General features: G+C 30.5%; 25 protein-coding genes, 1 tRNA gene and 1 riboswitch. Of the genes, 5 read left to right on the top strand and 21 right to left on the bottom strand.

The window, feature by feature from the left end; translation table 11 throughout:
* From MPAN_RS05925 to MPAN_RS05970, 10 genes are all read right to left on the bottom strand, one after another.
* A tRNA-Val gene (locus tag MPAN_RS05925) sits at positions 1–75 on the bottom strand.
* Positions 76–118: 43 nt separating this feature from the next.
* Positions 119–682, bottom strand: a complete 564-nt coding sequence (locus tag MPAN_RS05930) for a DUF2179 domain-containing protein (protein WP_176238900.1) — start codon at positions 680–682, stop codon at positions 119–121.
* 21 nt (positions 683–703) lie between these two features.
* Positions 704–2,131 carry a CotH kinase family protein gene (locus MPAN_RS05935; RefSeq protein WP_176238899.1) on the bottom strand — a complete coding sequence of 476 codons (1,428 nt, stop codon included), beginning with the start codon at positions 2,129–2,131 and terminating at the stop codon, positions 704–706.
* A 99-nt stretch (positions 2,132–2,230) separates the two neighbouring features.
* Entirely contained in the window at positions 2,231–4,243 is a 2,013-nt protein-coding gene (locus MPAN_RS05940; protein WP_176238898.1) for a beta-propeller domain-containing protein, read from the bottom strand.
* A gap of 12 nt (positions 4,244–4,255) precedes the next feature.
* The gene (locus tag MPAN_RS05945; RefSeq protein WP_176238897.1) at positions 4,256–4,768 is read right to left on the bottom strand and encodes a LytTR family DNA-binding domain-containing protein; all 513 of its coding nucleotides are present in this window, start codon (positions 4,766–4,768) and stop codon (positions 4,256–4,258) included.
* A gap of 144 nt (positions 4,769–4,912) precedes the next feature.
* Complete coding sequence (locus MPAN_RS05950; RefSeq protein ID WP_176238896.1) at positions 4,913–6,382, bottom strand: TrkH family potassium uptake protein; 1,470 nt, start codon at positions 6,380–6,382, stop codon at positions 4,913–4,915.
* A gap of 1 nt (position 6,383) precedes the next feature.
* Complete coding sequence (locus tag MPAN_RS05955) at positions 6,384–7,046, bottom strand: potassium channel family protein (protein ID WP_176238895.1); 663 nt, start codon at positions 7,044–7,046, stop codon at positions 6,384–6,386.
* Positions 7,043–7,462, bottom strand: a complete 420-nt coding sequence (locus tag MPAN_RS05960; protein WP_176238894.1) for a potassium channel family protein — start codon at positions 7,460–7,462, stop codon at positions 7,043–7,045. The genes MPAN_RS05955 and MPAN_RS05960 overlap by 4 nt, the downstream gene beginning before the upstream one ends.
* A gap of 88 nt (positions 7,463–7,550) precedes the next feature.
* Positions 7,551–8,762, bottom strand: coding sequence for a cation:proton antiporter (locus MPAN_RS05965; RefSeq protein ID WP_176238893.1), 1,212 nt, complete (start codon positions 8,760–8,762; stop codon positions 7,551–7,553).
* Positions 8,763–8,801: 39 nt separating this feature from the next.
* Positions 8,802–8,873, bottom strand: a riboswitch (Fluoride riboswitch).
* A 22-nt stretch (positions 8,874–8,895) separates the two neighbouring features.
* A complete protein-coding gene (locus MPAN_RS05970) occupies positions 8,896–9,657 on the bottom strand; it encodes a DUF1295 domain-containing protein (RefSeq protein WP_176238892.1) in 762 nt (253 codons plus the stop codon).
* 180 nt (positions 9,658–9,837) lie between these two features.
* Here MPAN_RS05970 and MPAN_RS05975 point away from each other — a divergent pair, with 180 nt between their 5' ends.
* From MPAN_RS05975 to MPAN_RS05995, 5 genes are all read left to right on the top strand, one after another.
* Positions 9,838–10,536 (top strand): YveK family protein, encoded by a 699-nt coding sequence (locus tag MPAN_RS05975; protein WP_176238891.1) that lies wholly within the window; start codon positions 9,838–9,840, stop codon positions 10,534–10,536.
* 2 nt (positions 10,537–10,538) lie between these two features.
* Positions 10,539–11,213 (top strand): CpsD/CapB family tyrosine-protein kinase, encoded by a 675-nt coding sequence (locus tag MPAN_RS05980; protein ID WP_176238890.1) that lies wholly within the window; start codon positions 10,539–10,541, stop codon positions 11,211–11,213.
* Positions 11,214–11,274: 61 nt separating this feature from the next.
* Positions 11,275–11,976, top strand: coding sequence for a tyrosine-protein phosphatase (locus MPAN_RS05985; RefSeq protein ID WP_176238889.1), 702 nt, complete (start codon positions 11,275–11,277; stop codon positions 11,974–11,976).
* Positions 11,977–11,980: 4 nt separating this feature from the next.
* Positions 11,981–12,199 (top strand): hypothetical protein, encoded by a 219-nt coding sequence (locus MPAN_RS05990; protein WP_176238888.1) that lies wholly within the window; start codon positions 11,981–11,983, stop codon positions 12,197–12,199.
* A gap of 51 nt (positions 12,200–12,250) precedes the next feature.
* Positions 12,251–13,825 carry a polysaccharide biosynthesis protein gene (locus MPAN_RS05995; RefSeq protein WP_407659113.1) on the top strand — a complete coding sequence of 525 codons (1,575 nt, stop codon included), beginning with the start codon at positions 12,251–12,253 and terminating at the stop codon, positions 13,823–13,825.
* 671 nt (positions 13,826–14,496) lie between these two features.
* On the opposite strand, the gene MPAN_RS06000 is transcribed toward MPAN_RS05995, so the two are convergent.
* From MPAN_RS06000 to accB, 11 genes are read right to left on the bottom strand one after another with little or no spacing between them, the layout of a single operon-like run.
* Positions 14,497–15,018, bottom strand: coding sequence for a biotin--[acetyl-CoA-carboxylase] ligase (locus tag MPAN_RS06000; RefSeq protein ID WP_176238886.1), 522 nt, complete (start codon positions 15,016–15,018; stop codon positions 14,497–14,499).
* Entirely contained in the window at positions 15,015–15,440 is a 426-nt protein-coding gene (gene fabZ, locus MPAN_RS06005) for a 3-hydroxyacyl-ACP dehydratase FabZ (protein WP_176238885.1), read from the bottom strand. Before fabZ ends, MPAN_RS06000 begins: the two co-directional genes overlap by 4 nt.
* On the bottom strand, positions 15,437–16,678 hold the full coding sequence (fabF, locus tag MPAN_RS06010) for a beta-ketoacyl-ACP synthase II (RefSeq protein ID WP_176238884.1): 1,242 nt from the start codon (positions 16,676–16,678) through the stop codon (positions 15,437–15,439). Before fabF ends, fabZ begins: the two co-directional genes overlap by 4 nt.
* Entirely contained in the window at positions 16,679–17,422 is a 744-nt protein-coding gene (gene fabG, locus MPAN_RS06015) for a 3-oxoacyl-[acyl-carrier-protein] reductase (RefSeq protein WP_176238883.1), read from the bottom strand.
* On the bottom strand, positions 17,406–18,356 hold the full coding sequence (locus tag MPAN_RS06020) for an ACP S-malonyltransferase (protein ID WP_176238882.1): 951 nt from the start codon (positions 18,354–18,356) through the stop codon (positions 17,406–17,408). Before MPAN_RS06020 ends, fabG begins: the two co-directional genes overlap by 17 nt.
* Positions 18,356–19,288 carry an enoyl-[acyl-carrier-protein] reductase FabK gene (gene fabK / locus MPAN_RS06025; RefSeq protein ID WP_176238881.1) on the bottom strand — a complete coding sequence of 311 codons (933 nt, stop codon included), beginning with the start codon at positions 19,286–19,288 and terminating at the stop codon, positions 18,356–18,358. The genes MPAN_RS06020 and fabK overlap by 1 nt, the downstream gene beginning before the upstream one ends.
* A gap of 8 nt (positions 19,289–19,296) precedes the next feature.
* Complete coding sequence (locus MPAN_RS06030) at positions 19,297–20,229, bottom strand: beta-ketoacyl-ACP synthase III (RefSeq protein ID WP_176238880.1); 933 nt, start codon at positions 20,227–20,229, stop codon at positions 19,297–19,299.
* Positions 20,198–21,043: an acetyl-CoA carboxylase carboxyltransferase subunit alpha gene (locus MPAN_RS06035; RefSeq protein WP_176238879.1), complete on the bottom strand. Its 846-nt coding sequence runs from the start codon at positions 21,041–21,043 to the stop codon at positions 20,198–20,200. The genes MPAN_RS06030 and MPAN_RS06035 overlap by 32 nt, the downstream gene beginning before the upstream one ends.
* Entirely contained in the window at positions 21,040–21,918 is an 879-nt protein-coding gene (gene accD, locus MPAN_RS06040) for an acetyl-CoA carboxylase, carboxyltransferase subunit beta (protein WP_176238878.1), read from the bottom strand. The genes MPAN_RS06035 and accD overlap by 4 nt, the downstream gene beginning before the upstream one ends.
* Entirely contained in the window at positions 21,911–23,275 is a 1,365-nt protein-coding gene (accC, locus tag MPAN_RS06045; RefSeq protein WP_176238877.1) for an acetyl-CoA carboxylase biotin carboxylase subunit, read from the bottom strand. The genes accD and accC overlap by 8 nt, the downstream gene beginning before the upstream one ends.
* The gene (gene accB, locus MPAN_RS06050) at positions 23,265–23,714 is read right to left on the bottom strand and encodes an acetyl-CoA carboxylase biotin carboxyl carrier protein (RefSeq protein ID WP_176238876.1); all 450 of its coding nucleotides are present in this window, start codon (positions 23,712–23,714) and stop codon (positions 23,265–23,267) included. The genes accC and accB overlap by 11 nt, the downstream gene beginning before the upstream one ends.
* Between the last annotated feature and the right edge of the window lie 71 nt (positions 23,715–23,785).

A 23,785-nucleotide genomic window follows, 5' to 3' on the forward strand; every position in this document is an offset into this window, starting at 1 on the left:
TGGTGAAGTTACCGAGGATCGAACTCGGGACCCCTTGCACGTCAAGCAAGTGCTCTCCCGCTGAGCTATAACTCCAACCATATATATTATACATATATTTATTTTTTTTACAAATAATTTATTTCGCTAGTTTTCTCCATGGACTTACATATCCACCTGACAAAATAGAAACCTCATTTGCAACAACTAAAGCTTTTTCATCTGCATCTTTGATTAGACTTATGATAGTTTCTTTATTCTTTCGATTCGCAAAAATCATTAAAACAGTTCTATCACTATCTTTACCTTTTGCATCCAGGCTTGTTACACCATGACCGTTTGCGCGAAGAATTCTTACAATCATATCTGCACCAACTCTATCTGATATCACTTGAAGTAAAATCTTACCTACAGCAACTCTATTTTCAATAAACGAACCTACATAAACGCCTAATGCAAAACCTATAGAATATACAATACCTTTTATAGGTGTTTCACTAACACCTTGTATAACTGAACTTGCAATAAAAACCCATAATAATATCTCAACAACTGCTAAAGCAGTCCCTTGTTTTCTATATCCTTTACTAATTAATATAATACGCATCGTACCAATAGTAACTTCTATTATTTTTGCCACAAATATTAATAATAATTCCCAAAATGGTACGGCTGTAAAAAAATGACCGATTGCTTCCCACATATTAACACCTCTTTCTATTTTCTAATCTAGTTGATTGCTTACTTGTTCTATTTTTTGAGTGTAATAAGACTCAATATCTCTTAAATCAAATTCAATTTGATCAAATAAAGTATCTGAATTAACATCTTGTTCATATAATGATTTAGCTTGTAAATATGCTGCTAGGTATCTTTCATATCTAAATAGACCATTTTGGGGATCTATGAGTTCTCTTAAGTAATCCTTATATTGGTTCATATAAGTATCATAAGACAATATCCTATCTGATAAAGGATGTTCATATGACTCAACACCAAGAAGTTCTGCATTTAAATTAAACCATTGTTCAATATCTTGATTAATTGTGAAATCTTCTGTTGGATTCCATCCAACTCCAAAGCTATGATCATAATCATATGGGATCATATGCCACAGTAAAGATGTTTCTTCTTGATATAAATAATAATTATTTGCCATTGCTCTATAGTCATCAGGGTTACCTATTAATACACCTAAAGCAAGCAATCTTAAGAAATTATCAACATCAAATATGCTTTCTATTTGATTTTCAAATTCTAGATCTGTCCATGTATTGATATCATCAATAAATTGAATTAACGCTTCATGATTTGAAGTCTTTTTGTTGTTTTTTAAATCATATGTTGGTCTATAATTAATACTTTCATCTTTAATGCCCATCTCTTGTTCGCTATAATTATTTTGAAGAGATGCTGGCTTAAATCCTTGCCAAAGAGATTTATATAAATCACCATCTCTGTTATCTTCATCAAATCGTTTTTCTAAAAAAAGCTTGTCAACAGGTTCAAAAACAGTATAAAGTCCATAATAATATGTTTCATCACCTATTTTTATGTATAAATTCGATAATGTTGCTTGAGGTGCCACAACACCAAAATCATTAAATAGATCAAATGAAAACTTTTCGTTAATATATGTAGAATCTTGATTTCTATTATATTTTAATTCAAGTTCTTCAACATCAAAGACTGTTCGATCATCGTAGATATCAAATTGATCTTGATCAAAATCCTCATGAAATGAGATTTTAAAATGAGATTTATTCAAATTACCTTCATCATCTTCTAAAATAACTCTTGATGTGTTTCCTTTAGATCTAATACCTATATTTTCTATGACAATTTGGCTATCAGTTTGATCACTACTATAATACATTTTAGCTTTAGCATAAGCATCTGTTCTATAATTTCCAAATTGCTCATAATAATCATTCATTTCTTGATTAAGCCCATCCCATTGATCTTGACTAATTTCAATAATGATATCTTTTTTTATCTCATCATTAAAAAAATCTGAAAATGATAATGTTTCTTCGATTTGATCTGGAATTATAATTACATCTTGTTGTTCTTCTTCTATAGCATCACTACAAGCATATAAGACTACTTCAAGTAAAATAAATAACATCAATAAAAATGTTTTTTTGATCATTTGATTCCTCCAATAACAGTCATTCATTTCTATTATAACAAACAAAAAGAAAAAGGCTAAACTTTCTTAGCCTTTTTTAATTAAATCATTTATTTATTATCAATCTGATTCCGGTGTTTCATTTGGATATACTAAATCATTTAAAGCTATTTTTTGAGTAATCATCTCAGATTCTATGTGATAAACGGTAATTTCTAAATAAGAAAATGTGTAGATGTATCGATCAGTGACTTGATTATTGACAGTATTTTCGATATAAATAGCTCTTTCAATGGACATAAAGTATTCGCTTTGATTATGTTTAATCATTATTGGATCTGATATGATATCTTGACTATCAAAGTCAATAAAGAATATAACAAATATACTTTCATAATAATAATCATTTTGATCATAATGATACGTATTCATCGGAAATCCTACGATACCTTTAGATGCATCAATCATTAATGCTTTTGGATTATAAATGGCTTCAGAGAAACTATATGTATATCCATCATCAGGATCACTTGCAAAACTATACGTTTCTAAAGGTTCTGTTTGATTTGTATCATACGCACTTAGTTTTAAACCTGTTATACTACCATCAGCATTCGCATCAAATCCAAATCCTATCAAATAATTATCTTCATTCCACACATGCATATATGTAGAATATCCTTCTTCTATAATTGGATCATCTTTAATAAACGGGCTATATGGATCTGATAAATCAATGGTATATAATGGGTCAGTTTGTAAGAATGTAACAACTTGTGCATACGTCTTATTAAATCTTACTGATTTTACAGTTTCACCTTCTAGACCTAAATTTTCATCAATTTTAGATGCGATATTAAGTACGTCTTCATCTAAGTCCTCTTCTAAAATATATAATCTATTTTTTGCTGGCCATGAGTTTGATGTAACAACTCTTAGATATCCATCATATTCATCCATCCAATAAGCGTCTTGAACGTGACCATCTAAAATTTGTCCACCTTGATATTGAATAGTTTTATTATCTTGATCAATATCAAATTTTAAAATTTGAGTTTGAATTCTATAGTCATCTTCTAAACTATATTTATAATAGTTATATGCAGTATAAATACTAGTTTGGTTGACATACATTTGACTCACGTATCCTAAAAAGGCTTGAGAATCATAAGTGAAATCAGATAGATCAACACTGGTTAAAACCGTCATATTAGATGCGATAACTTGATCATAATAATAAATATTATCATAATCAACATAAGATGTTTTTATACTTGAATTTTTTCTTTCTATAAATTGAGGTCTTAATTCTTCTTGATCATTATAGATATATTTACTAGATACTAAATACAATTGATCTTCAATCATTCTATGGTCATAAAAGAATGAATCAGTTTCCATTTCATAAACGATCTTATAGGTTTGTCGATCAATAACTAAAATCGTTCCACTTGGTTGACGATACCAAGAAAGTACAAGATCGCCTTCATAAAAACTATAAGGTGTTTGTTCATAAGTATATCCAATAACAACAAGATAATCATCTGTTAAATACATGTTATCAGTATATACATTGCCAAGATCTATATCAGCTAAAACAATTGCTTCATAGTTTTGATCAACATAGACTACATTGATTTTTTGAAAGTATCTAGATGCATAATAAATATAGTTTCCGTCTGTTTTTATGATATCTGCTTCACTAACTCCATTGACTTGAGTGTTTGTGTCAATAAAGTCTCTTGATTGATCACCCTCGGCAGCATCATCTAACATAGCTTCTGGAAATGCATCCACTTGATTATAATAATGATCTTGATCTTCAAGTAACGATAATAACTTAGCTTTTGATCCTACTTGATTTGCTTGAGTTAGTATTTTATTATTATCTAATCTTATATCAGAAGAAAATACACCCGATACACCAACAACTACAACTAGCACAGTTGCAAGCACAATTTGATATGCCTTTTTTAAGATAACCATTTGGGATATCTTAACACCTACCATATTGTTTTTTACCTTAAACTTATTTAATTTTCTGTTCATAACGAATTCATTTATAAGATTATAAATTAAATATCCTACAAAACTTGATAATATTGATATGACTATCCATCCAAAAATTGTCATACTACTTACCTCCTATAGATCTAATTGTTTCTTAAATTTCTTAACGAAGGATCTCGTGACTTCTAGTTGACTTTGATTATTTAGGGTAAGATGAAGTTTAGCATTTAGTCCGACTTTTATATATTTGATTTGTCTTAAATTAACAATAAAAGATTTTGAAATGCGAACAAAATGATAAGGCTCTAGAATCATTTCTAATTGATATAAAAGTTTTTTGATGTGTTGTTGTTCAAGATTTCTCATGTGACACACTATATCTTCACCAAATGCTTCAATATAATAGATATTAGAAATGTAGAGTTGTACAAATCCATCAAGTGTTGGAAAGAACATTTGCATCTTTTCATATTCAATCATTTCAATAACCTTTTTTAGATCATCTACTTTTTCATCATCAATCTCAATACCAACCACATGATCAGGAAGATTATCTAAATGGTTGATAAGTACATAGTTGACATGATTATTATGAAGTTGTTCTTCTAACGTTGATAGTTCATCTTTGCTCCAAATGATTTTAATCATAAAGAGTTCCTCCTATTCATAGTATATGACATGAAATTAGATATTTAAAGCAATTAAGGATAACTTGCAATATATAAAGATAACTTGCAATACTTGCTTGTTAATACCATTATATAACAAAAAAACTACTTATAAAAAGTAGTTTTAAGCTTTTTTCTTTATATCAATAAATATTTTAGTTAAAGCAATAAATACAACATAGAATTCTAGTCTACCTAAAAACATACCAACAGTTGAAGTCCATAAGACAATTGGATTTGCATCATAGCCAACAATACCAACTGATAGTCCAACAGTACCTAAAGCTGATGCGAATTCAAATAATGATTCTCTAATGGTAAACCCAAGTCCTGTAAAGATTAATGTTCCTGTAAATAATGCAAGCAAATAAATCATTAAAAATGAATAGTTTTGCACAACTTCATCTTTTGTTACAACAGTTTTATTTCCTATTTTATTGATAAAATGTGTTCGAATTGTTTTCTTATGTCCAAATTGTTCTCTAATATTCCAATAAAGACTCTTAAAAGCTAGTGCTACTCTATATTGTTTCATCCCGCCAGCAGTTGATCCCATACCAGCACCTAAGACCATCACAATAACTAATACTGCAATAAATGTTGGTGGCATAACGGTAAAGGTATCAATGGTTTGAAATCCTGTACCTGTAACAGCAGAAATAAATTGAAATGATGCAACTCTCAATGTATGAAAGAAATTTCCATCATACATACTATATAAATTAATAACTAACATTGGAATAAAGATTAAAAGTAGGATACCTAATAATTTGATTTCAACATGTCTATACACATTTTTGAATTTACCTCTTAATAACATCAAATGTACAAAGAAGTTTGTTCCACCAAGTAGCATTAAAATCATAATCGTAACTTCTACACCAACACTATTAAATGCGCCTATACTAAGACTTTCAGTTGAAAATCCACCGGTTGCTACTGCAGTAATTGAATGATTAATTGCTTCAAATGGAGTCATTTCAAATATGATTAAAAATACAGATCCAACCAAAATATATCCTATATAAATACTTAATATCATACGTCCTGATTTAATTAAGTTAGGAACTAGTTTATCACTGTGTCCTTCTGCACTATATAGTCTCATTCCAAATTTATCACTAATTGCTGAAGTAAGAACTAAGACAAGTCCAACCCCACCAACAAATTGTAGTAAACTTCTAAAGAATAAAAATATATGTGGTGTAACAGTTACATCAACAACCGTTAAACCAGTTGTTGAATATCCTGATGTCGATTCAAATATTGCTTGCGTAAAATTATAATTTCCTGTTAATACAAATGGTAGAGAAGATACAAAGATACCTAAAATCCAAATGGACATAACTAAAATGGCATCTTGAGATCTTTCTAAACGATCTTTTTCTCTTCCTTTATATATTAAAACAATAAGTGAACCAATAAAAATCGCTGATAAAGCTGGAATAAAGAAATATTTAGCTTCTACTATCTCTTCTGGATAAAATGGAATAACAAGTAATGGTATTAAGTTTATAACACCAATTAAGATGGCAAATATGCCTAAATAATTGATTATTAATGGATAACCTGATATATTCTTTTTAATATTCATGTTATTTTCTCTTTTGTACAAATTCCACAATTTCTTCTTGATCGTTAGGCGTTGTAACAATAATTAACTTATCATCTGCCTTAATCAATGTATCCCCTTTAGGAATAATGACATGTGGATCTCTAAAAATACAACTTATATTAATATTTGATGGGAATTTGATATCCATTAATCTTTTATTAACGATGTTATGCTCTGGTTCAACACCAATTTCAATCATTACTATTTTTTCATCCTCTATAGAAAGTGTTTTAATGATATTTTCAACAGAAGATTCATTTAAAATGGTTTGTGCAAGTAGGTAAGTTGAACTGATGACACTATCCACACCTAAACGTTTAAATAGTTCTACATTTTTTGGGTTTTTTACTTTTGCTACTGTTCTTTTAATATTAAAAAGTTTTTTAGCAGTAATACAAGTGATATAATTATCGGTATCACTATCTGATAATGCAAGTAAAACATCCGCATTATGCGCTTCTGCATCTGATAGAACATATGCTTTTGTCGGATCTCCTGGAAATACACCGATATCATTATTTGCACTAATGTATTCAGCAAAATCTATATCTTGATTAATAATAATCAATTGATGATGTTCTTTTTTTAGTTTGCTTACGATATAGTCAGCTTCGTGTTTTCCGCCAGTAATTACAATTTTCATTCAGCTGCCTCCTCATCATTTAAATCCATAAATTCACTATATGATAAATTAAATGGATAGATTGCTTTAATCATTGTACCTTCTAAAAGTTTTCCTTTATCTGTATCAGATAATCTAACAAATATTTTAGGTACATTATAGACGTAAAAACAAATGTGAGCTAAATAAATATTCACATTATCACTATCAGTTGTAATAACAACTGTTTTTGCTTGTTTAATATATGAATTTTCTAAAATAGTAAGATCTGTTGCATCTCCTACAACTTGATAGCCAGAAAATGATTCTTGTAATTTTCTAAATGAATCATCTACTGCATCAATAATAATGACATCTTCTCCTAATTCTGACATAGAAGTTGCAATATTCGATCCTAGTCTTCCTGAACCAATGACAATGAACTTATTTCTTTTCATAATCATACTCCTTTAAATTTTATGCCTAAATACATAGTTTCATGATACCTTATACATTTTAACATTATTTCGTAAAAAGTGCATTAAATTATACTATATTTACGTTTATTTTATCATGTTTTACTGGATTATCTAAGAGTTTTTGATATGTTTTATCCATCAAAATAGCACCAAATGGAGCAGTTATACATATTGCAACCACAGAGACCATCAAGATCAATTCACCATTTGCTAACCCTAGAGAAAGTGGAATCGCACCTATTGCAGCTTGAACAGTTGCTTTTGGTGTATATGAAATAGCTGTAAACAATTTTTCTTTACCATTCAAGTTTGTTTTTAAAAGGGCTAAATATACACCAAACATTCTAAAAACCATTGCTAAAATGATTAATACTATTGACCATAAACCAACACTTAATAATACTGATACATCTACTAAAGCTCCAACTAATACAAAGAGTATAATTTCAGCTATGACCCATATTTTCTCAAATTTTTTAACTAATCTTTCTGATAATACTGGATGATAATTTTTTAATGAAATACCAAATGACATCACGGCTAATAAACCACTTAGCGCAATAACTTGACTCAAAGCATCTTCAAGGGAGACAGCTAAAAATCCAATTGAAAATATAATAAGAACTTTTACAGTATCTCTCATATGGAACTTCTTAAAAAAGATAGATGCTAAATATCCTGATATAACACCAATAAATATGCCTAAAGCTATTGAAAGAGGGACATTAAGTATTGTTGTAACATGGAAATTCTCACCTTGTCCTAATTTTAAAAACGCATAAAATAAAACAATGACATAAACATCATCAATGGATGCACCTGCTAAAATCATTTGTGGTATATTTTTGTTTTTACCATGTCCACTTTCAATGAGTTTAATCATTCTAGGAACAACAACAGCAGGTGATACTGCTGCTACAATCGCACCCATGATTGCTGCTGTCGTATAAGATATATCAAATATGACTGGTGCAAGTAAAGTAATCGCTAAAATTTCAATGGTTGCTGGAACAAATGATAACAAAATTGCAGGTCTTCCTACTTTTTTTAAATCACTGATATCAAGTGATAATCCCGCTCTTATTAAAATAACAATTAAAGCTATTTTTCTAAGTTCAGCTGATATATTTAATATATCAATATCAATTAAATCAAGTGCATAAGGACCAATAATCATACCTGTTAAAAGCATACCTAGGATTGTTGGTAGTTTGATGAGATTAAAGATTTTAGATAATAATAGACTACTTAAAATGATGATGGATATACTTAATAACATATATTTCTCCTTTTTAAAAAAAATAGACTCTACAACAAAAAAGTTGTAGAAGTCATCAGCAATTGCGGTTTTAGTATAAAACTAAGGGAGACATTCATTCCCTAGACTTATTATAAGTATATTTACAAATATGTCAATTATTTTCTTGATAAATGCTTTTTTTATCGTTTTTTCTTGCAAAAGGAATAAGCATTGACACTTGTTCTTGATACTCTTTATATTCTGGTCTAGTATTTAATATTTTTGTTTCCATCATAGGAATGGAAATAAACACAACTAGTAGCGTCATTGATAATGGAGCAAGTATATAAAAGTCCAATCTTTGAACAATACTTAAATACATCACATAAAGTCCCCACCAAACAGTTACTTCTCCAAAATAATTAGGATGTCTTGATATTCTCCATAACCCTTGATCTATACACTTCTTTGTTCCTTTATTCTCTTTTCTAAATGCTCTCATTTGTTCATCTGAAACATATTGGATGATTGAAGCAACAATAATCATCAAAAACCCTAATATAAATACTATATTTAAAGATGCACCTAGCTCAATAATTTTTAGCCCAACTAGTAATTGTGCAAAAACAATTAATGTTGGAAAAAGTTGGATAGCTGAAAAATTTGTAAGGAAATATAGTTTTGGTGCTTTATCTCTAATCATAATATAGCGCCAATCAACTTCATTAAATCCATGCCAATTTTTTATCCAATTTATAGTTAAGCGAACTGCCCAAAAATAAATAGAAAATAAAAATAGAAAATATGATAGATTTATACCTTTATTTAAACTTATAAATGCTAAAGTTAAAAAGACAGGTGGAATCACGCTCCAATAAGGATCATATAAAGATGCATTGTTTAAAATTAAACTTAATACATATATAAAAAGCATTGCTGCTAAATCAGCTAATAATAGTCTAATGACTGGTGTAAGAGCAGGTGAAAGTCTTTTTAACAGAAAGCTAAATAATAGATAACAGAGGTGTAAAAAAAGTAAAGTTATGATATAATATAATAGACTAATTATTGGAAGACAATATAATTTGAAATATTCGCGAAGGTGGGGAATAATATGGAACAGGAATTAATTGAAGATACTGAAATTGACTTAATACATTTAATTAAACTAATATTAAAAAAGTGGATTTTAATTGGGATTGTAACTGTGGCTATTGCTACAGCGGTAGGGCTTTATGCCTATATCGCACTAGATGATGTCTATACAGCTGAATCAAGTATGATTGTTCAAGTAACTAGTTCAACCGATTCTGAATATACAGCGTTATTAACAGGACAAAGATTAGTAGATACCTATTCAGAGATTGCAGAAAGCAATCGTGTATTAGAAGCACTAAAAGTAAATTTAGGAATTGATTATACTAATTCTCAGTTAAGAGGAATGATTAGTGTAAACAGTGTTAACGATACTTTAATTATCAATTTGTCAGTCGAAAGTACTGATCCAGTACTGGCAGGTCAAATTGCAAACGAACTTGTAAGTATAGTTAAAGACCTTTCAAATGAATTTGAAGGACTTGAAAATGTAGAAGTTTTAGATACTGCCTTAACTCCAGTTTCTCCAAGTGGACCAAATAGAATGTTATATTTAGTTGTAGGGATTTCACTTGGTGGTATGTTAGGAGTAGGAATCGTTCTCGCAATTGAGTTTTTATGTAAAGATATTAAAACAGGAAGAGATATCGAAAAAGTCTTAGGTCTAAGACTTCTTGGACTCATTCCTGATTATTCTATGGATGAGGAGCTTAAATAACTATGCCAAACTATAAAGTTATAACTAATATAGATCCTCACTGTTCTGTAAGTGAACAATATCGTAAATTAAGAACAAGTATTGATTATTCTGGTTTTGATCAAGAATTAAAAGTTTTAAATTTAACAAGTACTTTCCCAAACGAAGGAAAGACAGTTACTTGTATCAATTTAGCGACAGTTTACTCTCAAACAAAAGAAAAAGTATTACTTTTAGACTTGGACTTACGTAAACCTAAAATTCACCGTGCCTTTGGTCTTTCTAATAAAGGCGGAGTAAGCGATTATATAACAAATGAACATTCGATTGATGAAAATATCCATCACATTGATGAATATTTAGATGTTTTAGTGTCTGGGTCAAAAGTACCTTTCCCAGTTGAAGTTTTAGTTTCTAAGAAGATTAAAGAAATGATGATTGAATTACGTGGCAAATACGACAAAATAATTATTGACTGTCCTCCGCTTACAGCAGTTGCTGATTCAACAATTATCTCGAATTTCAGCGATGGAACTATCTTTGTTGTTGCTTCGAGAAAAACTAATTCAGATATCGCAAATGGAGTATTAAAACAGCTAAGAGAATCTGGCGCTAATCTTATTGGTGGAGTTCTTACAAAAGTTCAAAAAAGCGATTCATATTACGGTATGGACTACTATTATTACGGGGATGAATAATTATTAGCTGTCAGCAATGGCGGCTATTGTTCTATACTAACAGGGAAAGGGGAAGCAAGTTATGATAGATATTCATACACATCTATTATTTGATGTTGACGATGGGTGTAAAAAAATCGAAGATTCTTTAGAAATGATTGAAAAAGCGATTGAAGTTGGAATAACTGATTTATTTGTTACTCCTCATTATTCTTTTAGAAGAAAGTTTACTGTAACATATGATGTTATTGAAGAAAGATTCTTATTACTTAAAGAAGCAGTTGCTCAAAAAGGATTAAAAGTGAACTTATATCTTGGTAGTGAAATAGATGAAACAAGTGATTTAAACAACTTTTTAGAAAATAATATGTGTCATAAACTCGATAATTCTAAATATGTATTAATTGATTTTGGGACAAGAGAAGCAGTGATTGATGATATTTGTTATGAACTTATTGTTGAAGGATATATTCCGATTATTGCTCATCCTGAAAGATATTCATATATTAAAGATTTTAATACATTTAAACAATGGAAAGAAACGGGAGCTTTAATTCAAATTAATGCCTCTAGTTTGTTTGCTTCAAAGCAAATTAAAAAACAAGTTAAAAAATTAATTAAGAATAATTTGGTTGATTTTGTTTCGAGTGATTCTCATCGAAACAGTTCAACCTTTGAATACTTTAAACAAGCATATCAATATATTGAAAAGAAACAGGGGATAGAGAAGGCGAAGATGATATTCATCTCTAATCCTAAAAAGATTATACTGGGGGAGGAGTAAGCATATGAAATCTTATAAAAGTTTTATTGTACTTTGTTTAGATATCTTTGTGATATTTGTTGGTTTTACTATGGCTCTTTTCTTAAAAGATGAGTTTGTTTTTTATCCTGAAGACTTTCTTAGCTTGTTAAAAAAGTTTCCTTTTATAATTTTCACTTATCTAATCTTGTTTTATTTTTTAGGAATGTACAAAAGTGTTTGGAAATATGTCTCATTTGAATAAGCTATTCGTGGTGTAACTGCGAATTTTATAGCTATTAATTTATCATATTTAATATTGATGATGTTTAAGCTTGATTACTTTCAGTATAATTTATATGCGATTGCCTTTTTTACTGTTTCGACTCTAACACTTGGAACAAGACTAAGTTATCGTACATATAAGTATTATTTATCACACTGGAAGACTTCATCCTCACTAGATAGAACGTTAATTATTGGCGCAGGGAACGCAGGCATTTTACTTTTTGATGAAATATCTAAAAATCCTAAGTTCAATATGAGAGTAATTGGTTTTATTGATGACAATGACAAATTAGCAGGCAAAACAATCAGAGGAATTCCTGTGCTTGGAACAACAGATGATTTAAGTGAGGTTGTTTTTAAATATAAGGCAGTTGTAACTGTTATCGCAATTCCAAGTCTTGGTATAAAAGATACTACGGAACTAATTAATAAAGTTGAGTTAACTGGAAGTAAAATCAAATTGATGCCACCATTTTATGAAATGGTGGGGAGTAAAGAAAGTTTAGTTAAATTAAGAGATGTTGATATTGTCGACTTGCTTGGTAGAAAACCGATTTACTTAGATGAAGTTGGGATTAAAGAATATATTGATTCTAAAACAATTGTTGTTACTGGTGGTGGAGGATCTATTGGATCTGAACTATGTCGACAACTTATAAGGTTTAACCCAAAAAAAATCATAATTATTGACATTTATGAAAATGGTGTATATGATCTTCAAATGGAATTTGAAAGAATGTATCGATTAGATTCTTGTTCATTTAAACCTGAGATAATTGTTTTAATAGCTAGTGTAAGAGATGAATTAAGAATCGATGAAATATTTAAAGAGTACAAGCCAGATGTAGTATTCCATGCAGCGGCACACAAACACGTGCCATTAATGGAAGTTAGTCCAAAGGAAGCAATTAAGAATAATATTTTAGGAACTTATAATGTTTCTAATATGGCGGATAAACATAAAGTAAAGAAATTTGTCTTTATTTCCACTGATAAAGCAGTAAATCCAACTAATGTCATGGGAGCGAAAAAAAGATTCGCAGAGCGAATCGTTATGGCTCTTAATGAAGAAAGTTATACTGATTTTGCAGCTGTACGATTTGGAAATGTTCTTGGTAGTAATGGTTCGGTAATCCCTTTATTTCAGAAGCAAATTGCTGAAGGTGGACCAGTGACAGTTACTCATCCTGAAATTATTAGATACTTTATGACAATCTCTGAAGCATGCCAACTTGTGATACAAGCTGGAGCATACGCCAAAGGAGGAGAATTGTTTGTTTTAGATATGGGAGAACCTGTTAAAATTCTTGATTTAGCTGAAAAGTTAATTAGGCTGTCTGGATTAGAACCATATAGAGATATTGAGATTGAATTTACTGGGCTAAGACCTGGTGAAAAGATGTTTGAAGAGTTGTTAGTTGATTATTCAAAAGCACATAAAACAGAAAATGAAAAGATATTTGTAGAACCGGTTTTGGCAGAAAAAAAATATAATGTTTTAGAAGAAATGGCGAATATTGATTCGGCATTATGTAAAAGTTCAAATGGAACTGCTGTAAAGTTGTTAAAACAATATGTTACAACATATAAAAATGGTGATTAGTAAAAATCTTACTTTATACTTATCAAAAAATAATCAGATTTTCATAGCCACGTTCATCAGTTTCATGAAGATGATGTATTTCGCTTACCACAGTCCATGTCAAAGGGTCTGGGGTCCAATGATAAAATTACGATTTTTTACTGATTTTCCTTTGATTTTTCAAAACGATATTCAAGACATAAAAAGTGACTTCCACGTCTTAGTTGAGACATTTTCATAGCCACGTACATTGGTTTCATAAGGACCGACAGTTCTAACTAAAGGGTCAGGGCAACAAGTATAATAAACTTCATACTGGCATACGTCACCAGTATGAAAATGACGTATGTGACTCACAACAGTCTATCCCAAAGGGTTAAGGGGATTCATCTACTGTACTAGATTTATCAACAATTTTAAGAAGTTTTTGTGATAGTAAATTGACAGAAAAATCAGATAATTCTAGTCTGTTTTCATAATAACAGACAGTTCAAAGTATTGATTTTCATAGCCACATACAGTCATTCATGGTGCCCCGAGGCATCAAACAATTCAAATACTAAAACTCCTAGACCAAAACTAACTATATACAACACTAATACAATCCATAAATCTCTTTTTTTATGATTCATATATATCCCCTCAATTCTTTTTTTATTATATCATGAAATCCAAGATGAACATACACATTTTTATATTATTTGATAACGACCTAACATGGTATTCATTAGTTCATCAAATAATGATTGGATATCAAAAGTCTTATGAAGAATTTTTTTCATAGATATTGCGTTTAAGGACTGAAAATCAACTTGATTGACATTTAATCCTATGCCAATCACGACATAATCAAGAGATTCTTGAGTTGTTCTTGATTCAAATAAAATTCCACATATCTTTTGATTATCAATATAAATATCATTAGGATTTTTAAATTTGGGATCAAGTTGATAAGATGTTAAAAAATCAATCAGACTTGTGACAATCCATTGTTTCAAATCATTCATTTGATTTATATGTAAATCTTTTAGTAAAATACTAAACAAAATATTTTCATCTTTATTTGATGACCATACTCTATCATATTGTCCTCTTCCATTGATTTGATAGTTTGTTTTGATGATTGTAAAATGAGAAAAAGAGCTAAAATGCTCTTTTAATAAATCGCTTGTAGATTTTATTTCATCAAATGAAAGTAGTGTATAACTAATCATTGTCCTATTGCAAAAGAGATATCAACTTCACAAACCAAATCATTGTTTACATAAGCTTTTCCTGAACCAAAACCAAATGCACCTTTTATTCTTGTAACTTCACAATGAAGATATAGTAAATCACCTGGTACAACACTTTTTCTAAATTTCGCATTTTTTATACCAGTAAAATATGCGATTTTTCCTTTATATTTTTCATCAGATAGCAAAATTACTGCACCAACTTGTGCAAGTGACTCAACTAAAATAACACCTGGTACTACAGGTTTTTTTGGAAAATGCCCTTTGAAATAAAACTCTTCTTCAGTAACATGTTTAATACCAGTTGCTTTTTGCGCATCTAATTCTATAATCTCATCTAAAAATAAAAACGGATCTCTATGAGGAATAATTGCTTTAATTTCTTCTAAATTCAATTTCATAATGACACCTTCTTAAAGATAACTGCAGCATTTTGACCACCAAAACCAATATTTATATTCATCCCATAAGTTAACTCTTTTTTAACAAAATGATTTGGCGTATAATTTAAATCACATTCAGGATCAATTTCTTTTAAATGTATGGTCGGGGGTATCAAGGATGTTTGTATGGCTTTAATAACTGCGATAGACTCAATTGCTCCTGCAGCACCTAATGCATGACCTGTCATTGATTTTGTAGAACTTATTTGAACATTGTAAGCATGTTCTTTTAAAGCATTCTTAAATCCTAGAGTTTCTAATTTATCATTTAGGATAGTTGATGTACCATGTGCATTAATATAACCTAGGTCTTCGGGTTTAAGTTTAGCATCTTCTAAAGCTATTCTAATGCATTCGGTAATACCTGTAGCTTTTTCATCTGGAGCTGTCATATGAAATGCATCAGCTGTTGTACCATAACCAACGATTTCAGATAAAATTTTAGCGCCTCGAGCAGTTGCATGTTCATAACTTTCTAAGACTAAAATACCAGCACCTTCAGCAATCACGAAACCTGCTCTAGTTTTATCAAAAGGTCTAGATGCATATTCTGGGTCATTTGAAGTATCAAGAGCCCTTAAACTAGCAAATCCACCTATACCTAAATCATTGACTGGTGCTTCTGATCCTCCAGCAAATGCTAAATCAAGATATCCATCTCTAATATATCTAAAAGCTTCACCAATTGAATTGGTTGCTGCAGAACATGCAGTAACCATTGGAAGATTTGGACCTTGAGCATGATATTTGATGCCAATTTTTGCACCAACCATATTAATAATTGAGTTTGGTATAAAAAATGGAGATATTCTATCTTGTCCTCGTGTTACTGATGTTTTTGCTTCTTCAAAGATAGTTGTGAGTCCACCAATACCACTGCCAACAAATGTTCCAAACTTAAATGGATTTACTTTGTCTAAATCAAGTTTTGATTGAGTAAATGCCTCATGTGCAGCAACTAAAGCTAGATTAGTTACTCTGTCTGCTCTTTTAATTTCTTTTTTATCTATATATTTTTCAAAATCTAAATTTTTAACTTCTCCAGCTAATTGGACTTTCCAATTGCTTGCATCATATAAGGTAATAAAATCAATACCATTCTTACCTTCAACAAGTGCTTTAAAAGATGACTCAACATCATTTCCTACTGGAGAAACTAATCCCATCCCAGTAATAACTACTCTTCGTTTTTCCATCTACATCACCATCCCGCCGTCAACAACTAATGTTTGACCTGTTATATAATTTGCTAAATCACTTGCTAAAAATGAAACCATGTTACCAACGTCTTCTGGCTTACCCATGCGTTTTAACGGTATATTATCAAGATATGCTTTGACAAGATTTTCATCCAGAAATGCTGTCATATCCGTTTCTATAAACCCTGGACAAATCGCATTAACTGTAACTGATCTACTTGCCAATTCTCTAGCAAGAGATTTTGTAAATCCTATTAATCCTGCTTTTGAAGCACTATAATTTGTTTGTCCTATATTACCTATTAAACCTGTTACACTAGATATATTTATCACTCTACCATGAGGTGATTTTAATAAATACTTAGCTGCGTGCTTACTCATATTCCAAGCACCTTTTAAATTTGTGTTTAAAACTTTATCATAGTCTTCTTCTTTCATACGTAAGATAAGTTTATCTTCAGTTACTCCTGCATTATTAACTAAAATATCTAATCTTTGAAATTCATTAATACAAGCTTCTACTAATTTTTTTGATTCATCAAAGTTTGATATATCTGCTTGGACAGCTAAAGCTTTTGAGCCTAGTTGTTCTATTTCTTTAACTAAAGATAAAGCTTTATCAACACTTCTATTATAGTTAACTACAACATATGCTCCTTTTTTAGCTAGTGCTAGTGATATAGTTCTACCTATACCTGATGCACCTCCGGTAACGATTGCGACTCTATTTTGTAAATCCATGTATTTTTAACCATCCTTTCACAGTTTCATAAGATTCAATTTGATCAAAATTGATCACTTCAATTTCTGGTTCAATTTTTTTAATAAGATTTGTTAAAACCTTACCAGGTCCTATTTCTAAAATATGAGTGATGCCATCTTTTTTCATATTAAGAATTGATTCTCTAAATTTAACTTCGTTAATCATTTGTTTTTCAATATGTTTTAATATATCCTCATCATTTAATACTTTTGCATCCAAATTCATATAGATGGCTATATTGGATTTTGAGGGTGTTAATTTTGGATTATTATTCATTTCTAGAATAAGTTTTTTACTTGCTGATTCCATTAAATTCGTATGAAATGCCCCACTAGTTTTTAATTCTATAACTCTTCTAGCTCCTGCTTCTTTTAAAAGCGAAATTGCTTTTAAAACCAATGCTTCTTCTCCAGAAATCACATATTGATTTGGTGAATTATCATTTGCAATATCTATTACTCCTTGATCTTGAAGAGAAAGACAAACAGATTTCACTTGATCTTTTTCTAGACCAATAACTGCTGCCATTAATCCTTTAGTTTTTTGTGCATCCTGATCCATGAATTCTGCTCTTTTTGCAATGATTACTAAAAGTTGTTCAAAATCAAAAACTTTTGATGCATAATATGCACTATATTCTCCTAAAGAAAAACCTAATAAAGCTTGAACATTTGGATTTAATTTACTAATCATATCATAGCCGAAGATAGATTTTAGCGCAACCAATGGTTGAGTATATTTTGTTTGATTGATAAGTTTTTCATCTTTTAAAACATCACATACATTAAAACCTAATATATTTGATGCAATGTTTGCCATGTCTTCATATGTTTTTAATGACTCAATATAATCAAGTCCCATATTTTGATACTGACTTCCTTGTCCTGAAAAACATATTGCTAATTTATTCATTACAACACTTCCAAACTGTCTTTATATGCGTTAACACCATCAAAAAGGCTTTCTAAAACTTCTTTAACAGTTCTAATTTCATGAATTAACCCACTGATTTGACCAGCCATAATAGATCCTGTTTGCATGTCTCCATCAAAGACTGCTCTTCTAAGTGAACCTAGAGTCATTTTTTCTAATTCTTCTAAGTTGATACCTTGTTGAGATAACTCATTGTATTTAACAGCCATAGGATTTTTTAAAACACGAACAGGTGCCTTAGTTTGTCTTCCTGTAACTATAGAATCTATATCTTTTGATTTAACAATCCAATTTTTATAATTATCATGTATTGGACATTCTTTAGTTGCTAATAAGACAGTTCCTATTTGAATGCCTTTTGCACCAAGTGCAAAAGCAGCTAATACTCCTCTTTGATCTGCAATACCTCCAGCAGCAATCACTGGAATATCAATTTGATCTACAACTTGAGGAACAAGTGCCATTGTTGTTAATTCTCCAATATGTCCGCCTGCTTCGGTACCTTCACAAATAACTGCATCAGCACCCATTCTTTGCATTCTTTTAGCTAGAGCAACAGATGGTACAACTGGAATAACTATCATATCATGTGCTTTCCATTGTTCCATATAAATCCCTGGACTTCCTGCACCTGTTGTAACAATTTTTACACCTTCGTCAATAACAAGTTGTGCAAGATCTTTTGCATGAGGACTCATTAACATTATATTAACACCAAAAGGCTTATTTGTTAATGTTTTCATTTTTTGTATTTCTTGACGTACCCATTCTTTATCATATCCACCCGCTCCAATTAAACCTAAACCTCCAGCATTTGATACAGCTGAAGCTAGTTGTGCGGTTGCAATATTAGCCATTCCACCTTGAATAACTGGATATTTTGTTTTTAATAATTCACAAATATTTTTCATACAATCTCCTATAGGCTAAACAATGCACTACCATAAGTAAAGCCACCACCAAAGCCAACTAAGATAATTTTTTTGTTTTCCTGATTTTCTTCACTCATATATTCATCTAAAGCTATTGGAATACTTGCAGCCGATGTATTTCCATATTCTTCTAAGTTTATTTTGAATTTTTCCATTGGAATATCCATTGCTTTTGACACTGATTGAATAATTCTCATATTTGCTTGATGTGGAATAATTCTATCGATTTGATCAATCGTTAAATTTGCATCTTTTAATACCTTTTGGATGCTTTTTTGCATAATATCAACTGCAAATAAGAAAACCTTTCTACCGTCCATTTTAATATGTTTAACGACGGTTAATGCGTCGGTTTCATCGATTTTTGCAGCATTATAAAAATATGCTTGTCTGTTTTCCTCTTCACTAGGCTCAATAAGTAGTGCACCTGCACCATCACCAAATAAAACACAAGTATTTCTATCTTCATAATTAGTGATTCGAGTTAACTTTTCAGCACCAATAACAATCGCTGCTTTAAATTTACCAGATGACAACATCATGGATGCAACTTCAAGGCCATAAACAAAACCTGTACATGCAGCATTTATGTCAAAGCTCATGCAATCATGCTTTATGCCTAATTTCTTTTGCACAAAGTTAGCAACAGATGGTGTCATTTGATCACCTGTAATAGATGCCACAATGATTAAATCTATATCTTCTATATTATATTTAGATTTATCAAGTGCATCTTTAGCAGCAAGATAAGCCATATCACTGGTTTCTTCATCTCTTGCTTTATGTCTTCTAATAATCCCTGTTCTAGATACAATCCATTCATGATTGGTATCTACCAATTTTTCTAAATCTTGATTTGTTATGACATCTTTTGGAATATATTTTCCACTAGATATTATCTTGATCTTCGCTTGAGTCATTGTTTTCTCCTTCTTCGCTATAAATGCCGATACTTCTGAATTTTTCATATCTGTTTTTAAGCAAACTATCTTTATTTTGTTTCATTAATTTTGTAAGATTAGTACCTAAATGTTTCTTTAACTGTTCAATGCCATATAAAGGATTTTCATGAAGTCCTTCTTTTTCTAAAATAATCTGATCAATAACATTAAACGCTAATAAATCTTTAGCAGTAAGTTTCATCATTGTTGCTGCTTTTTCAGCTTGTTGACTGTCTTTGAATAAAATTGACGCAAATCCTTCTGGAGATAAAATTGAATAAATTGCATTTTCAAACATCATGATGTAATCACCTACACCTATTGCAAGTGCTCCACCAGATCCACCTTCACTTAATATGATTACAAGAATAGGAACTCTTAATTTCATCATCTCAAATATATTATATGCAATAGCCCTAGCTTGTCCTCTTTCTTCAGCTTCAATGCCTGGGTAGGCACCTGGAGTATCTATAATGGTAATAATCGGTCGATTAAATTTTTCTGCCTGTTTCATCAATCTTATTGCTTTTCTATATCCTTCTGGATGAGGCATACCAAAATTATGCTTTATCTTATCTTCGGTATCTTTCCCTTTTTCTTCTGCAATAATCGTTATAGGAATTGCATTGCATTTTGCAATGCCTCCAATAATGGATTGATCATCTTTGAATAATCGATCACCTTTCATTTCAATAAAATCAGTAAACAATAAGTCTATAAGTGTTCTTGAAGTCATGCGTTTAGGATGTCTAGCTAATTTTACAATTTCCCACGCTGTTTTTTTCTGACTCATATTTCATCATCTCTTTTATGTAGTTTTAATAAATTATAGAGTGTTTTTCTCATGTCATTTCTATGTATGATCATATCAACTTGTCCATGATTAAGTTGAAAAACATCTGTTTGAAATCCATCAGGTAAATCTTGTCTAATAGTTTGTTTTATAACTCTAGCACCAGCAAACCCGATTAATGATGACTTTTCAGCAATCATAATGTCACCCAGTGACGCAAAGCTTGCTGCTACACCACCAGTTGTTGGATTTGTAAGAATGCTAATATAAAGTAATCCCTCTTGATCATGTCTAGTAAGCGCTGCACTTGTTTTTGCCATTTGCATCAATGATAGAATACCTTCTTGCATACGAGCACCACCTGATGCAGAAAAAATAAGGAGTGGTAGTTTTTCATGTGTCGCATATTCAATTAATCTAGTTACTTTTTCTCCTACTGCACTGCCCATAGATCCCATCATAAAAGATGAATCAAGTGCTCCAATAGCAACTTTTATACCAACAACAGTTGCACTGCCACAATAAAATGCTTCATTTAAATTCGATATCTTTTGACCAATTTTAACTTTTTCTTCATATCCTTCCATACCAAGTGGATTTAAAGACTTAATATCCTTAAATAATTGGTCAAAGCTTTCTTCATCTGCAATGAGTGCAATTCTATCTTTAGCAGACATTTTAAAATGATAATCACAAAAAGGGCAAACATAATGATCGACTTGCAAAGTCTTTTCATAAATGGCTGCGCCACATTGGTCACATTTAATAAATAAACCTTCAGGAATATCTAAAGGTTTATATGTGATTTGTTTTTTTCTAACATTTTTTTTAAATTCTTCTAATCTTTTTTTTCTTTGTTCTAAAAAATCATTCATTTTTGTTTTCCTCCACAAGACGATTAAATCTTTGGATGAATCCTGTATCATAAACACCTTTTATAAACTCTGGATTATACATAATAAGATATTGATACTCGATATTAGTTTCAATACCTTCAATAACGAATTGTTCTAATGCTACACGCATTTTTTTAATAGCCTCTAAGCGTGTTGGAGCATAAACAACTAGCTTGGCTAACATTGAGTCATAAAATGGGGGCACATCATAGCCTGGATAGATATGCGTATCTATTCTAATACCCATACCTCCTGGAAATATTACATTTTTGATATTCCCTGGTGTTGGTATAAAGTTTTTCATAGGATTTTCTGCATTAATTCTACATTCTATTGCGTGTCCTTTAATCTTTACATCTCTTTGTTTAAAACTTAAAGCTTTTCCATATGCAATTCTTAATTGTTCTTTAACTATATCTACACCAGTAATCATTTCAGTTACAGGGTGCTCAACTTGAATTCTTGTGTTCATTTCAATAAAATAAAAATTTTGTTTACGATCAACTAAAAATTCAACTGTACCTGCATTTACATATTCTATTGATTTAGCTAATTTCAAGGCAGCTAAGCCCATTTTCCTTCTTAATATGTCATTTAAAACTGAACTTGGTGCTTCTTCAATCATTTTTTGATTTCTTCTTTGCATCGAACAATCACGCTCAAATAAATGAACATAATTTCCTAAGCTATCTCCAATGATTTGTATCTCTATATGTCTTGGTGATTCAATAAATTTTTCGATGTATAATGCACCATCTCCAAAATTAGAAAGTGCTTCTAGTGATGTACGAGAAAAAGCGCTCTTGAATTCTTCATCAGAGCCTACAATACTTATACCTCTACCCCCGCCACCACTTGTGGCTTTTATCATCACTGGATATCCAATTTTTTTAGCAACTATTAATCCATCTTCTACTGTAGGGACAAGTCCATCACTACCTTCAACAATAGGTATGTGATTTTGTTTTGCAATAGTTCTTGCAGATGACTTATCTCCAATTAATTTAATAGATTTTGACGTTGGACCTACAAATTTGATTTGACAACTTTCAACCATCTCTACAAATTCATGCTTTTCAGATAAAAAGCCATATCCTGGATGTATTGCATTGCATCCAGTTGATATAGCTGCTGAAAGTACTCTATTCATATTTAAATAGCTATCAGATGCTAAATTTTCTCCTATACAAACTGCTTGATCTGCTAATTTCACATGCAAACTATCTTCATCTGCTTTTGAATAAACAGCTACAGTTTCAATGCCTAATTCTTTTGCTGCTCTAATAATACGAACAGCAATTTCGCCCCTGTTTGCAATTAATAATTTATTTTTCAACGACTTCACCAATCGTCATTAAAACTTGGTCATATCCAATGACATCTTTATTATGAACTTCAATTGATTTAACGACACCCGTATAAGGTGAAGTGATTTCATTCATAATTTTCATCGCTTCAATAATACAAACGACTTGTCCTTTTTTGACTTTTTGTCCAACTTGGACAAAAGGTTTCGCATTTGGTGTTGATTGCATATAAAAAGTTCCTACAAGCGGCGATTTGATATAGGTTTGATCTTCTTTATTCAGTTTGTTTTTATCATCAGCGTGTCCTGATGCTTTTGTATGTTGATTTTTATCTATTTTTTCTTCGATTATTTCATTTTGTTTTTGTTTGGATAATTTGATTTTTACATCTTTAGTCTCTAATTCTAGATGCATCAATGTAGATTTCTCAAATTCTTTAATTATATTCTGTATCTCTTTTATTGTCATGATGTACCATCACTTTTTTTTATTTTTGAGTTAAACTTTGGTTTTTCATATTCGGCATAATCTGTATTACA

It is taken from the genome of Mariniplasma anaerobium (assembly GCF_016865445.1).
Lineage (GTDB): Bacteria > Bacillota_I > Bacilli_A > Acholeplasmatales > Acholeplasmataceae > Mariniplasma > Mariniplasma anaerobium.